This is a genomic window from Streptomyces sp. NPDC085481 (assembly GCF_044541845.1).
GTDB lineage: Bacteria > Actinomycetota > Actinomycetes > Streptomycetales > Streptomycetaceae > Streptomyces.
Genome location: NZ_JBITTJ010000007.1, coordinates 284,556 through 296,643, shown reverse-complemented (window position 1 = coordinate 296,643; position 12,088 = coordinate 284,556). Strand labels below are relative to the sequence as shown.

Here is a 12,088-nt window from a genome sequence, read left to right as displayed (position 1 = left end):
GGGGCGCGCCTCCGTGGGTGACCTGCTGGGCTTCGTGCTGAGCGGTCTGGTCTCGGGCGCGCTGTACGCGCTGCTCGCGACCGGGCTCGTGCTCTCCTCCGCCGCTTCCGGCCTTTTCAACTTCGCGCACGGCGCGACCGCGTACCTGTGCGCGCTCGCGTTCTACGAACTCCACTCCGGCGTCGGCTGGCCGGCCGTCCCCACGGCCCTGCTGCTCGTCCTGGTCGTCGCGCCGGGGCTCGGCTGGGCCCTGGACCGGCTCATGTTCCGCAAGCTGGCCCGGGTCGGCGAGACCGCGCAGATCACGGCGACCATCGGCCTGCTCGTCGCGCTGCCCGCGGCAGGCCTGTGGGCCGTGGAGCTCCTGGAGCGGGCCGGGGCACCGGTGAGGCCCGCCGAGAACCAGTTCGGGCTGCCCGGGGTCGGGCCGAGCCCCGCCGTGTCGTGGCAGCCGCTCGAGGGCGTCGGGATCGACAGCGTCGGCGTCGACTCCGACCAGCTGATCACCTGGGTGGTCACGGCGGCGGTCGCGGCCGGCCTGTGGGTGCTGTTGCGGCACACCCGGCTCGGGCTGAAGCTGCGGGCAGCCGTCGACAACCGCTCCCTGGTCGAGCTGCGGGGCGTCGACGCCGACCGGCTCTCCGCCGTCGCCTGGATGCTGTCGTCCGGGCTCGCCGGCCTCGCCGGGGTGCTCGCGACGCCGCTGCTCGGACTTTCCGCGCACGACTACACCCTCTTTCTCTTCGTCTCGGCGACGGCGGCGGTCCTCGGCCGGTTCGCGTCCGTGCCGCTGGCCTTCGCGGGCGGCCTCGGGCTCGGGGTGGTGCAGAACCTGGTGGCGGGGTACGCGACGTTCGCCGAGGGCCTCACGGGCTTCCGGACGGCGGTGCCGTTCCTCATCCTGTTCGCCGGGCTCGTGCTGCTCGCCCGCCGGGAGCGGGTCGCGGGCACGGCGGCATCCGACCCGCCGCCCGACGACCGGCTCGCCGGGGTGGGCGCGGGCCGGCGCTGGGGTCCGTGGGCGGTGGCGGGGGCGCTGTTGTGCGTCGCCTTCTCCACCGTGACCACCCCGTTCTGGAGCGGCATCCTCGCCCAGGGCCTGGCCGTCGGGCTCGTGTTCCTGTCCTTCTCCGTGGTGACCGGGCTCGGGGCGATGGTGTCGCTCGCGCAGGCGACGTTCGTGACGAGCGCGGCGCTGGTGGCCGGTCTCCTGATGAGCGACGGCTGGCCGTTCGCCGCCGCGGCGCTCGCGGGGACCGCGGTGGCGGCGCTGCTCGGGGCGGTCGTGGCCCTGCCGGCGCTGCGGCTCGGCGGCCGCTCGCTCGCCCTGGCGACCCTGGCGCTGGCCTTCCTCGCCGACCAGGTGCTGTTCCAGTTCGGGTGGCTGCGCAACGGCGACACCGGCTGGGCGATCCCGCGGCCGGTGCTCGGTCCGCTCGACCTGACCGACGACCGGGCGATGGGCGTCACGCTGGTGCTGCTGTGCGCGGTGGGCGTGGCGGCCCTGACGTGGCTGCGGGGGTCCCGCCGTGGCCGTGCGATGCTCGCGGTCCGCTCGGCACCCGCGGCGGCGGCCGCCTCGGGGATCTCGGTGGTCCGCACGAAGCTCCTGGTGTTCACGGTGTCCGCGGGGATCGCCGGCTTCGGGGGCGTGCTCTACGCCTCGTACAACACACGTGTCACGGCGACGGACTTCCCGGCGATGACGGGCCTGGTGTGGCTGGCGGTGGTGGTCGCCGCGGGCGTGCGGAGGCCGCAGTACGCGGTGCTCGCGGGCCTCGTCTTCGCGGTGGCCCCGCATCTGCTCGCCACGTACGTCACCGACTCCGCGTACCTTCCGGTCGTGCTCTTCGGCCTCGCGGGCCTGGCCCTCGCCAACGACCCGGACGGCTACGTGGCGGCCGTCCCGGCACGCTGGGCGGCCCGGCGCGCGAAGGCGTCCGCGCGGGCGGACGGGCGGGGGGACTGGCCAGTGGACGGGCGAGTGGACGGGCCGCCCAGCGGACCGGCGGACGGTCCGGTGGACAGACCGGCGGACGGAGCGGCGGACGGACCGGTGGGCGAGCCGGTGGGCGCTCGGGGGAACGCCAGGGCGTCCGCCCGGGCGGACGTGCGTCCGGACGCGCAGCCCCTCGCGGCCGCCGTCGCGGCGCCGCGCCCCGTGGCCCTGGAGCTCACCGGGGTACGCGCCGGGTACGGCGGTGGCGCGGACGTCCTGCACCGGGTCGATCTCGCCGTGAGGGCGGGGGAGATCGTGGCCGTCCTCGGAGCCAACGGCGCCGGGAAGTCCACCCTCTGCCGGGTCGCGGGCGGACTGCTCGCGGCCAGGGCCGGGGCGGTACGGGTCGAGGGGGCGCAGGCCCGCGGGGACTCGGCGGTGGCGCGGGCCCGGCGCGGGGTGCGGCTCGCCCCCGAGGGGCGGGGCATCTTCGCGGGACTGTCCATCGAGGAGAACCTGGCGCTCCAGCTGACGGCCGCCGAGGACCGGGAGGCCGTGTACGCACGCTTCCCGGCACTCGCCGCCCGCCGTACCGTGCCGGCGGGCTCGCTCTCCGGCGGTGAGCAGCAGCTGCTGGCCCTCGCCCCGCTGCTCCAGCGCCCGCCGGCGGTCCTGATCGCCGACGAGCCGTCCCTCGGGCTCGCACCGCGCGTGACGGACGAGGTGTTCGCCCTCCTGGGCGAGCTCAGGGCGCGCGGCAGCGCGCTGCTCCTGGTCGAGGAGAAGGCCGCCGAGGCCCTCGGGATCGCGGACACCGTCGCGTATCTCGCCGAGGGCCGGATCGTGTGGTGCGGTCCGCGCGCGGAGGCCGACGCCGACCGGCTCGCCGACGCCTACCTGGGAATGGGGGTGCGCTCGTGACGGGCGGGGAGCTGCTCCGGGCGGCCGGTGTCGGGGTCCGCTTCGGCGGGGTACGCGCCCTCGAGGACGTGACCGTCGCCGTACGGCCCGGCGAGATCTGCGGGCTCATCGGCCCCAACGGCGCCGGGAAGACGACCCTCTTCGACGTGCTGTCCGGCATCCGCCGCCCGGACCGCGGCCGGATCCTCCTGGACGGTACGGACATCACCCGCCGCTCCCCCGTCTGGCGGGCCCGGCACGGGGTGCGCCGCACCTTCCAACGCCAGCAGCTCTTCGGCCAGTTGACGCTGGAGGACAATCTGGTCGCCGCCCAGGACTGGCGCCGTGGCCCGGTCGCGGCGCGCCGGGCGCGGGCCGCGGACGTGCTGCGCTCCTGCGGGCTCGACGCGCTGGCGGGGACCTACGCGGGCGCGCTGCCCGTCGGGCAGGCCCGGATGGCCGAGCTGGCCCGGGCGATGGCCGATCCGCCACGGCTGCTCCTGCTCGACGAGCCGGCCTCCGGCATGTCGGCCGAGGAGCGGGACCGGCTGGCCGCCGTGGTGCGGCACCTGGCCGAGGAGGAGGGGTGCGCGGTGCTGCTGGTCGAGCATCACGTGTCCTTCGTGATGGAGCTGTGCGCGCGGGTCGTCGTACTCGACCTGGGCCGGGTGCTCGCCGAGGGACCGGCCGCGCAGGTCCGCGCCGATCCGCGGGTGCGGGCCGCGTACCTGGGGACGCGGGGGACATCGGCGATCCCGTCCGGAACGGATCCCGGAACGGATCCCGCCAAGGATCGCGCCGAGGATCGCGCCGCGGCGGAATTCGACCGGCCCCGTGATCGTTGAGCTGGGGAGTAGTACCCGACGACGTAAGGATCGACCCCTCGTGAGCACGGACAGCAAGGTCCCCTTCCTCACCCTCAACAACGGCGTGCGGATGCCGCAGCTCGGCTTCGGCGTCTGGCAGGTGCCGGACGACGAGGCCGAGCGGGCCGTCGCCACGGCCCTGGAGGCCGGCTACCGCTCGATCGACACCGCCGCTATCTACGCGAACGAGACCGGCACCGGCAAGGCCGTCGCCGCCTCGGGGATCCCCCGCGAGGAGCTCTTCGTCACCACCAAGCTGTGGAACAGCGAGCAGGGCTACGACGCGACCCTGCGCGCCTTCGACGCCTCCCTCGCCAAGCTGGGCCTGGACCACGTCGACCTGTACCTGATCCACTGGCCGGTCCCCGCGAAGGACGCGTACGTCGACACGTACCGCGCCTTCGAGAAGATCCTGGCCGACGGGCGGACCAGGGCGATCGGCGTGTCGAACTTCCTGCCCGAGCACCTGGAGCGGCTGATCGGCGAGACCGCCACCGTCCCCGCCGTCAACCAGATCGAGCTCCACCCGCAGCTCCAGCAGACCGCCTCCCGCGAAGCGCACGCCCGGCACGGCATCGTGACCGAGGCCTGGTCGCCGCTGGGCCAGGGCCGCGGCCTCCTGGACGTGCCGGCGATCGTGGCGATCGCGCAGAAGCACGGCCGCACCCCGGCCCAGGTGGTGCTGCGCTGGCACCTCCAGACCGGCAACGTGGTCATCCCGAAGTCGGTGACCCCCTCCCGTATCCGGGAGAACATCGACGTCTTCGACTTCGAGCTCGACGCCGAGGACCTGGCCGCGATCGCCGTGCTCGACGAGGGCCGCAGGCTGGGCCCGGACCCGGCCGAGTTCCACGTCGGCGCCTGACGGCGTCCTGCCCGACGGCTTCCCGATCAGGCCTTGCGTGCCGTGTGCACGGTACGGGCGGTGAGCAGGTACAGGTCCGGGCGGCGGTGCAGGGAGAGCGGGTCGGCAGGGTCGAGGAGCCGGTCGACGGCGGCGCGGTCGTCGTCCGCGAGGCGTTCGGCCAGGCCTTCGCGCAGCCGCCCGTAGTGCGCGACGAGCTGTTCGCGCACGGCGGGCGGCACGGGTGCCGGGATGTCGGACAGGAAGCTGCGGGTGCCGCTCGGGGTGAGCCCGGCGCCGGTGAGCAGCTCGGGCCAGTCGTCGACCTCCTCCTTGGAGTCGGGCAGGCCGGCCCGCATCTCGCCGAACCAGTCGGCGTTGGCCGCGTCGATCCGGGCCTCCAGGCCGGGCCGTCCGATGCCGGCGTTCCACGGCAGGTGGCGGGCTGGGAGGCCGCCCTCGGCGAGGGCGATCAGACCGCCCGGGTTGAGCACGCCGGCGAAGGCGGCGAGCGCGGCGCGCTGGTCGCCGATGTGGTGCAGGGAGTTGCTGGCCCAGATCAGATCGGCGTTGCCCAACCTGCCGAAGTCCGCTGGGAGTTCGGCGCGCAGGGTGCCGACCCGGTCGCCGAGTCCGCGGGCCTCGGCGCGCTCGCGGGCCAGGGCGAGGAGTTCGGGGGTCGCGTCGACGGCGACGACCTCGGCCCCGGGGAACGCCTCGGCGAGCAGGGCGGTGACGACGCCGGGGCCGCTGCCGACGTCCAGGATCCGGCGGACCTGCCCGGCGGGCGCCAGGGAGGCGAGCCAGGCGGCGGCCTCCGCGTAGAGGGGGCTCTGGGTCTCCGCCTGGCGGGTCAGGAGCGGGGCGAGCTCGGCCCAGTCGAGGTGGGTGCCGTCATGGTGGTGCCCGTGGCCGTGGCCGTCCTTCGGACCGTGGCCGTGGCCGTCCTTCGGGCCGTGTCCGTGCTGCTGGTTGCGGTCGTGTGCGCTCATGGGGACAGCGTGCGGCGCGGCAGCCGGGAAACGCGAGAAGATTTGCCGTTCCGGCAAGCGTCAACCGCGACTGCGGTGCTCCTGGGGGCTGACCCCGCGGACCCGTTTGAAGGCGGCGCTCAGCGCGAAGGCGCTGCTGTAGCCGACCTGGCGGGCCACGGACTCGACGGTGGCGTCCGTCTGGCGCAGCAGGTCGGCGGCGCGGTCGATCCGCCAGCCGGTGAGGTACGCCATCGGGGGCTCCCCCACCAGCTCGGCGAAGCGGCGGGCGAGGGCGGCCCGCGACACGCCCGCCTTCTCGGCGAGCGAGGCGACCGTCCAGGGGTGGGCGGGGTCGTTCTGCAGCAGTCGCAGGGCCCGGCCGACGACGGGGTCGGCCATCGCCCGGTACCAGGCGGGCGCCTCGGCTCCCGGGCGGGAGAACCAGGCGCGGACGGCGGCGATCAGGAGCAGGTCGAGGACGCGGTCGAGGACGACGCTCTGGCCCGGTTCGTCGCGGGTGATCTCCTCTTCGAGGAACGGCATCAGCGGGCAGTTCCACACCTCGGCGGGCAGGTGGAGCAGGCCGGGCAGCGCGTCGAGGAGCCGGCGGCTCACCTCGCCGGCCAGCTGGTAGGTGCCGACCAGGACGGTGGTGGCGCCGTCGGGGGCGTTGCCCCAGGTCCGTACGCCCAGGTGCATCGACTCGGCGAGCGGCTCGCCGTACAGGGTGGTGCAGTGGCCGCCGGGGCCGATGAGCGCGGTCGGCGGGGCGTCGGAGGCGTGGGCGACGGTGTACGGCTCCGGGCCGCGGGCGATGGCGATGTCACCGGGCCGCAGCAGGACGGGGGCCCCGCCGTCGGGCACGATCCAGGCCTCGCCACCGGTGACGCACATGAGGCAGAGCGGGGCGCGGTCCTCGATCCGTACGGACCAGGGCGGGGCCATGACCATGCGCAGGATGAAGGCGCCTTGGGCCCTTGGCCCGTCGAGGAGACCGGCGAGTGCGTCCATGTCGGCCAGCGTAGACGGACGCGTATGCGGGTGAGCCGGTCGAGCATGGGAAGCCGGGTCCCGGGCCGGGAGTCTTGAGCCATGACGACGAACACGAACGACACGCGGGCGAACACCGCGCAGACGGTTCTGGTGACGAGCGCGACCGGCAAGACCGGGCGCCGCGTGGCGCGCGGTCTCGAGGAGAGCGGCGCCCGGGTGCGGGCGGGCTCGCGCGGCGGAGCGACCCGGTTCGACTGGGAGGACACCGCCACCTGGGGCCCGGCGCTGGACGGCGCGGACGCCGCGTACGTCAGCTACTACCCCGACCTCGCGGCGCCGGGCGCCGAGGAGGCGATGCGGACCTTCGGCGAGCTCGCGGCGGCGCACGGGGTGCGGCGGCTGACGCTGCTGTCCGGGCGCGGCGAGCCGGCGGCGGTGCGGGCGGAGGAGGCGCTGCGCGCCGGCGGGGCCGAACTCACCGTGGTCCGGGCCTCGTTCTTCGCCCAGAACTTCTCCGAGGGGTTTCTCGCGGAGGGCGTCGCCGCCGGCACGCTCGCGTTCCCGGCGGGCGGCACGGCCGAGCCGTTCATCGACGTGGACGACCTCGCCGAGGTGATCGTGGCGACGATGGTGCAGGACGGGCACGCGGGTCTGGTGCACGAGGTGACGGGCCCGCGGGCGCTGACCTTCGCGGAGGCTGCGGAGGAGCTCGGCCGCGCGTCGGGCCGTGAGGTCGCGTACCAGCCGATGAGCGAGGGGGAGTTCGCGGCCATGCTCGTCGGCTTCGGGCTGCCGCAGGCCGAGGCGCAGTGGCTGTCGGGGCTGTTCGTGATGCTCCTCGACGGACACAACACCCCGGTGACGGACGGGGTGAAGCGGGTCCTGGGCCGCGAGCCGCGCGACTTCCCGGCGTACGCGGAGCGCGCGTTCGGTACGGCACGCGAGGCCCTTCAGGCGTAACGCTCGGCGAGGGTCCGTACGGTGCCGGCGATCCGGTCGCGGAGGTCCTCGGGGGCGAGGACCTCCACCTCCGTGCCGAGCGCGAGCAGGGTGTCGTGGGCGTGGTCGGGGCCCTCGACGGGAAGGGTGGCCCGGGTCCAGCCGTCGGGTTCGGGGGTGCCGTTCTCGGCGAGCGCCCGGGCGGCGGCGCCGGTCAGCCGGGTCGCACCGCGCGGGGAGATCCGCACGACGGCCTCTCCCTGGTGGAGCCGCTGGTGGAAGTCGGCCTGGCTCGCACGCCAGTGGCCGGCCAGGTCGAAGCCGTCGGGGATCACGGCCTCCTCGTCGGTGACGGTCACGTCGAGGATCTGGTCGACCCGATAGGTGCGGGGGCCCGGCCCGGCGACCAGGTACCAGCGGCCGGCCTTGAGCACCAGGCCGTACGGTTCGAGCCGCCGGTCCACGTCGGTGGGCTCCTTCCACCGCCGGTAGCGCACGGCGAGCACCCGTCCGGTGCGGACGGCGTCGGCGACCAGTGGCAGGTACGGCACCTCGGCCTCCTCGGCGTACCAGCCGGGGGCGTCGATGTGGAAGCGGGCCCGCAGCCGGTCGACGTGCTCGCGCAGCGGCGCGGGCAGGGCGGCCCGCAGTTTCAGCTGGGCGTCGGCGAAGTGCCCGCCGAGGCCGAGCTCGTCGGCGGCGACCGGCAGTCCGGCGAGCACGAGGGCCTCGGCCTCGCGCGCGTACAGGCCGGTGAGCCGGGAGCGGTGCCCGGCGAGCAGCTGATAGCCGCCGCGGTGCCCGGCGTCGCCGTAGAGCGGGACTCCGGCGGCGTGCAGTGCCTCGACGTCCCGGTAGACGGTGCGGACGGAGACCTCGAGCTCGTCGGCGAGCTGGGCGGCGGTCATCCGGCCGCGGGTCTGCAGGAGCAGGAGGATCGAGAGGAGTCTGCTGGACTTCATCCTGACTTCACTGACACAAGATGTCAGTGAAGTGCTCGTACCGTCCAGCCATGGCTTTCGCGGAGAAGAATCTGTTCGTACTGGAGCCGGTCGAGGTCGGCGGCCGGCACGTCAAGCGCTACCACGTCACCGCCGACCCGGCCGGCATCGAACCGGAGGTGGCCGAGGCGGCGTACGCGCTGCTTCCCGAGCTCCTGCCGGAGCCGGACGGCACCCCGGCGGCGAGCTTCGTGGTCCTGCACCGGGGCGGCGACACCGGCGCGTACCTCAATGTCTACAGCTGGGTGTGGGACAACGTGCTCCACTTCGGCGGGGCCGCGGCCGGCCAGCCGGCCCTCGACTGCCCCGACACCGACCCGGCCCACTTCGTGCGCGTCACCGGCACCGACCGCGAGCGCTCCTGGATCGGCTGCGTCTGGGAGCTGGCACCGCTCGTCCACGAACGTGACGCGTGGGTGCGGCACATGCTGGTCCCGGACGCCCCTGACCTGGCGGGCTACCTCGGGGACGCGCTGCGCACCGGCACGACGGGGGCGACGGCATGACGCACGGGGGCTTCGACTTCCTGGACGGTCGGTGGACGGTCCACAACCGGCGGCTCGCCGACTTCCTCGATCCGGACAGCGGCTGGGAGGAGTTCGACGGCTACACGACGGGCCGGCTGTTCTGGAACGGGCGGGCGCACGCCGACGAGATCGTCTTCCCGACGAAGGACTTCAGCGGGCTGACGCTGCGGCTGTACGAGCCGGAGACCGGCGAGTGGACTCTGAACTGGTCCAACAGTCGTACGGGCAGGCTGGATCCGCCGGTCAGGGGCCGGTTCGCCGAGGACGGTACGGGCGAGTTCCTCGGCACCGACACCTATGGGGACCGGCCGGTGCGGGTGCGGTTCCGGTGGTCGGGGATCACGGCCGTGACGGCGCGCTGGGAGCAGTCCTTCGCGCCCGCCGGGTCGGCTGAGTGGGTGGTGAACTGGGTGATGGAGTTCCGCCGCGCCTGACGTTCCGCCGCTCCTGACGTGGGTTCAGCCGCGCCTGACGTGGGTTCAGCCGCGCCTGACGTGGGTTCAGCCGCGCCTGACGTAGCAGGCCAGTCGGTACTCAGGAGCGGCACGGGGGCGCTCCTGGTCCGGCAGGGCGGCGAGGGCGGCGCACAGGGCGTCGACGGTGGCCTCGGTGCCGCGGAACCAGGAGGCGTAGTAGCCCCGGCGCAGGTTCCCGGCGGTGCGCCGCGGGGTGACGCCCTGGCCGTGCCCGGTGAACGTCGTGCCGGGTACGGGGGTCAGGCCGTGGGCGGCGGCGTACCCGGCGACGAGCTCGGCGCGGTCGGAGCCCGCGGCGAGGGCGCGGTGCGGGCGCAGCACGGCGTCGATGTCGCTGCCGACGTCGTGGGCGGCGTCCTTGTCGACGGTGGCGACGAGGACTCCTCCGGGGCGCAGCACCCGGGCCGCCTCTGCGACGATCTCTTCGGCGAACGGCACCAGGTGCAGCAGCCAGACCGCGCTGACCGCGTCGACGGCGGCGGCCGGCAGCGGGAGCCGGCGGGCGTCGGCCCGCAGGGCGCGGCCGGGGAGGCGCGCCGCGGCGGCGCGCAGCATGGCGTGGGCGGCGTCGGCGCCGTAGACGGTGAGTCCGGGCCGGGCGAGGTGCTCGGTGACGAGGCCGGTGCCGCAGGCGACGTCGAGGAGGGTGCGGGTGCCGGGCGGCAGGAGCCGCAGCACGGCGGCGGCCGCGGCCGCCGCCCTCGGCACCCCGCCGCGGGTCTCGTCGTAGTGCGCTGCCTCGGCCTCGTAGTCGAGCACGGTCTCCCCCATGCGGGGATCGTACGTCGTGGTCAGCGCGCCCCGTGGCCGGGCGCCACCGCGTCGACGCGTTCGGCGAGAGCGAAGTCCTTGTCGGTGATGCCGCCGGCCGAGTGGGTGTTCACGGACAGGGCGACGGTGTTGTAACCGAGCGTCAGATCGCTGTGGTGATCGAGTTCCTGCTGGATCTGGGCCACGTGGACGACGAGGGCAGTCGCCGCGAAGTGGTCGGCGAGCTGGTAGCGGCGGGTGATCCGGTCGCCGTCGAGTGACCAGCCGGGGAGCTCCCGCAGTCGGTCCTCGATCTCCTTCTGCGACAGGGGCTGTGTGGGCACGTGGTGCTCCCTCCGGTCGGGCCGCCGATGGCGGTGGGGTGTGTGGTGGCGGAGCGGTCCCCGGGGAGAACGTACCCGGGTCCCCCTCTGGGATACCGTCTGGCCATGACAACTGTCGCGACCGACACGGGTGTGGGTCCGCTGCTGCGCGGCTGGCGGGAGCAGCGGCGGCTGAGTCAGCTGGAGCTGGCGCTGCGGGCGGAGTCGTCCGCGCGGCACATCTCGTTCATCGAGACGGGCCGCGCCCGGCCGAGCCAGGACATGATCCTCAGGCTGGCCGAGCACCTGGACGTGCCGGTGCGGGACCGCAACGCCCTGCTGCTCGCCGCGGGTTACGCCCCGCGCTACGCCGAGTCGGCGCTCGACGCGCCGGAGCTGGAGACGCTGCGGGAGGGCATCGAGCGGCTGCTCCAGGGCTACGAGCCGTACCCGGCGATCGTGGTGGACGGCTCGTACACGGTCGTGGCGGCCAACCGGGGCATCGAGGTCCTGCTCGAGGGCCTGCCCGAGCACCTCCTGACGCCGCCCCTGAACGCCATGCGGATCACCCTGCACCCGGAGGGGCTCGCGCCGCGCATCCGCAACCTGCGGGAGTGGCGGGGGCATCTGCTCGCCCAGATGGAGCGTCAGATCGGTCTCGCCCGCTCGGAGGCGCTGCGTGCGCTGTACGAGGAGGTGGCGGCCTATCCGCTGCCGGAGGGCACGACCGACCCGGACGACCGGGAGGACCCGGAGCCGTACCCGTACTTCGCGCTGCCGCTGCGGATCGAGCACGACGGCCACGTCCTGTCGTTCGTCTCCTCCATCTCGACGTTCAACACGCCGATGGACGTGACGGTCGCCGAGCTGGCCATCGAGACGCTGCTCCCGGCCGACCCGGCGACGGTCGCGTACCTGCGGTCGCTCAAGGCGTAGCGGCGCGCAGGGCGGACCACTGGAGCGCGGCGAAGCCGGCGACGGTGGCGGCCTGCACGAGGGTCCACACCGTGCCCGCGGTGGTGGGATCCAGCCAGGCGACGAGCGCGACGACGCTCAGGGCCGTCCACAGCAGGTTGGCGTCGACGACGGCCTTGACGCCGAGCCCCGACGGCTGCGGGCGGCTCGCCAGCCAGGCCACCCCGGCGGCGTACACCGTGAGGAACAGGCCGAGTTCGAACAGCAGCCCGCCGCCGACACCGAGGAGCTCGCCGAGCGGCCCGGAGGCGGCGGCGTAGGCGAGCCCGTTGCCGCCGGTGACGACGGCGTCGAGGGCGAGGAACCGGCGCACCATGGACCGCGGCTCGGTCGTGCGGGAGAGACCGGTGAGCAGGGCATGGGACATGACGGATCAGCCTCCTGAAGTGCCTGACACACAGGCGTTCCTGGGGATTCGGGACCCGGGGCCCGAGCGGAGTGCGCCGCCCGGGACCCGGTGACTGCGAGCATGCCGGGAGCCGCCACGACCGTCGATGACGTCCCAGGTAATGCCGGGCCCCGGTAAGGTGCGCGCCGATGGCCGGAAGCAGGCGAACGGACGTACGAGGGGGATGCGGTGG

At 74.6% G+C, this 12,088-nt stretch carries 13 protein-coding genes; 7 read left to right on the top strand and 6 right to left on the bottom strand.

Translation table 11 applies throughout. From position 1 onward, the window contains the following. Window positions 1-13 precede the first annotated feature (13 nt). From ACIGEZ_RS17890 to ACIGEZ_RS17880, 3 genes are all read left to right on the top strand, one after another. Window positions 14-2,860 (top strand): ATP-binding cassette domain-containing protein, encoded by a 2,847-nt coding sequence (locus tag ACIGEZ_RS17890; protein WP_399831984.1) that lies wholly within the window; start codon window positions 14-16, stop codon window positions 2,858-2,860. Beyond that, window positions 2,857-3,684, top strand: a complete 828-nt coding sequence (locus tag ACIGEZ_RS17885) for an ABC transporter ATP-binding protein (RefSeq protein ID WP_399831982.1) — start codon at window positions 2,857-2,859, stop codon at window positions 3,682-3,684. Before ACIGEZ_RS17890 ends, ACIGEZ_RS17885 begins: the two co-directional genes overlap by 4 nt. Before the next feature lie 91 nt (window positions 3,685-3,775). After that, window positions 3,776-4,570 carry an aldo/keto reductase gene (locus ACIGEZ_RS17880; protein ID WP_399832153.1) on the top strand — a complete coding sequence of 265 codons (795 nt, stop codon included), beginning with the start codon at window positions 3,776-3,778 and terminating at the stop codon, window positions 4,568-4,570. A gap of 26 nt (window positions 4,571-4,596) precedes the next feature. On the opposite strand, the gene ACIGEZ_RS17875 is transcribed toward ACIGEZ_RS17880, so the two are convergent. After that, window positions 4,597-5,541 (bottom strand): class I SAM-dependent methyltransferase, encoded by a 945-nt coding sequence (locus ACIGEZ_RS17875; RefSeq protein ID WP_399831980.1) that lies wholly within the window; start codon window positions 5,539-5,541, stop codon window positions 4,597-4,599. 60 nt (window positions 5,542-5,601) lie between these two features. Beyond that, entirely contained in the window at window positions 5,602-6,534 is a 933-nt protein-coding gene (locus ACIGEZ_RS17870) for a cupin domain-containing protein (protein ID WP_399831978.1), read from the bottom strand. Window positions 6,535-6,615: 81 nt separating this feature from the next. Here ACIGEZ_RS17870 and ACIGEZ_RS17865 point away from each other — a divergent pair, with 81 nt between their 5' ends. Next, window positions 6,616-7,476: an NmrA family transcriptional regulator gene (locus tag ACIGEZ_RS17865; protein ID WP_399831976.1), complete on the top strand. Its 861-nt coding sequence runs from the start codon at window positions 6,616-6,618 to the stop codon at window positions 7,474-7,476. Here the strand turns inward: ACIGEZ_RS17865 and ACIGEZ_RS17860 are convergent. Then, window positions 7,467-8,417 (bottom strand): helix-turn-helix transcriptional regulator, encoded by a 951-nt coding sequence (locus ACIGEZ_RS17860; protein ID WP_399831974.1) that lies wholly within the window; start codon window positions 8,415-8,417, stop codon window positions 7,467-7,469. The genes ACIGEZ_RS17865 and ACIGEZ_RS17860 overlap by 10 nt on opposite strands. Before the next feature lie 50 nt (window positions 8,418-8,467). Between ACIGEZ_RS17860 and ACIGEZ_RS17855 the strand changes: the two genes are divergently transcribed. Both ACIGEZ_RS17855 and ACIGEZ_RS17850 read left to right on the top strand, forming a co-directional pair. After that, the gene (locus tag ACIGEZ_RS17855; protein ID WP_399831972.1) at window positions 8,468-8,962 is read left to right on the top strand and encodes a hypothetical protein; all 495 of its coding nucleotides are present in this window, start codon (window positions 8,468-8,470) and stop codon (window positions 8,960-8,962) included. After that, entirely contained in the window at window positions 8,959-9,417 is a 459-nt protein-coding gene (locus ACIGEZ_RS17850) for a hypothetical protein (RefSeq protein ID WP_399831970.1), read from the top strand. The genes ACIGEZ_RS17855 and ACIGEZ_RS17850 overlap by 4 nt, the downstream gene beginning before the upstream one ends. Window positions 9,418-9,483: 66 nt before the next feature. On the opposite strand, the gene ACIGEZ_RS17845 is transcribed toward ACIGEZ_RS17850, so the two are convergent. Then, a complete protein-coding gene (locus ACIGEZ_RS17845) occupies window positions 9,484-10,230 on the bottom strand; it encodes a class I SAM-dependent methyltransferase (protein WP_399831968.1) in 747 nt (248 codons plus the stop codon). A 20-nt stretch (window positions 10,231-10,250) separates the two neighbouring features. Then, entirely contained in the window at window positions 10,251-10,553 is a 303-nt protein-coding gene (locus ACIGEZ_RS17840; RefSeq protein WP_399831966.1) for a 4a-hydroxytetrahydrobiopterin dehydratase, read from the bottom strand. Window positions 10,554-10,658: 105 nt separating this feature from the next. Between ACIGEZ_RS17840 and ACIGEZ_RS17835 the strand changes: the two genes are divergently transcribed. Continuing rightward, a complete protein-coding gene (locus ACIGEZ_RS17835) occupies window positions 10,659-11,468 on the top strand; it encodes a helix-turn-helix domain-containing protein (protein WP_399831964.1) in 810 nt (269 codons plus the stop codon). Here the strand turns inward: ACIGEZ_RS17835 and ACIGEZ_RS17830 are convergent. Then, window positions 11,458-11,874, bottom strand: coding sequence for a hypothetical protein (locus tag ACIGEZ_RS17830; RefSeq protein ID WP_399831962.1), 417 nt, complete (start codon window positions 11,872-11,874; stop codon window positions 11,458-11,460). The genes ACIGEZ_RS17835 and ACIGEZ_RS17830 overlap by 11 nt on opposite strands. Window positions 11,875-12,088: the final 214 nt, after the last annotated feature.

Bases quoted from the DNA above. Each gene is read 5' to 3' on its own strand.
- ACIGEZ_RS17855 (WP_399831972.1), top strand. From the start codon at position 8,468: ATGGCTTTCGCGGAGAAGAATCTGTTCGTACTGGAGCCGGTCGAGGTC.
- ACIGEZ_RS17830 (WP_399831962.1), bottom strand. From the start codon at position 11,874: ATGTCCCATGCCCTGCTCACCGGTCTCTCCCGCACGACCGAGCCGCGG.
- ACIGEZ_RS17880 (WP_399832153.1), top strand. From the start codon at position 3,776: ATGCCGCAGCTCGGCTTCGGCGTCTGGCAGGTGCCGGACGACGAGGCC.
- ACIGEZ_RS17845 (WP_399831968.1), bottom strand. From the start codon at position 10,230: ATGGGGGAGACCGTGCTCGACTACGAGGCCGAGGCAGCGCACTACGAC.
- ACIGEZ_RS17875 (WP_399831980.1), bottom strand. From the start codon at position 5,541: ATGAGCGCACACGACCGCAACCAGCAGCACGGACACGGCCCGAAGGAC.
- ACIGEZ_RS17870 (WP_399831978.1), bottom strand. From the start codon at position 6,534: ATGGACGCACTCGCCGGTCTCCTCGACGGGCCAAGGGCCCAAGGCGCC.
- ACIGEZ_RS17850 (WP_399831970.1), top strand. From the start codon at position 8,959: ATGACGCACGGGGGCTTCGACTTCCTGGACGGTCGGTGGACGGTCCAC.
- ACIGEZ_RS17860 (WP_399831974.1), bottom strand. From the start codon at position 8,417: ATGAAGTCCAGCAGACTCCTCTCGATCCTCCTGCTCCTGCAGACCCGC.
- ACIGEZ_RS17835 (WP_399831964.1), top strand. From the start codon at position 10,659: ATGACAACTGTCGCGACCGACACGGGTGTGGGTCCGCTGCTGCGCGGC.
- ACIGEZ_RS17865 (WP_399831976.1), top strand. From the start codon at position 6,616: ATGACGACGAACACGAACGACACGCGGGCGAACACCGCGCAGACGGTT.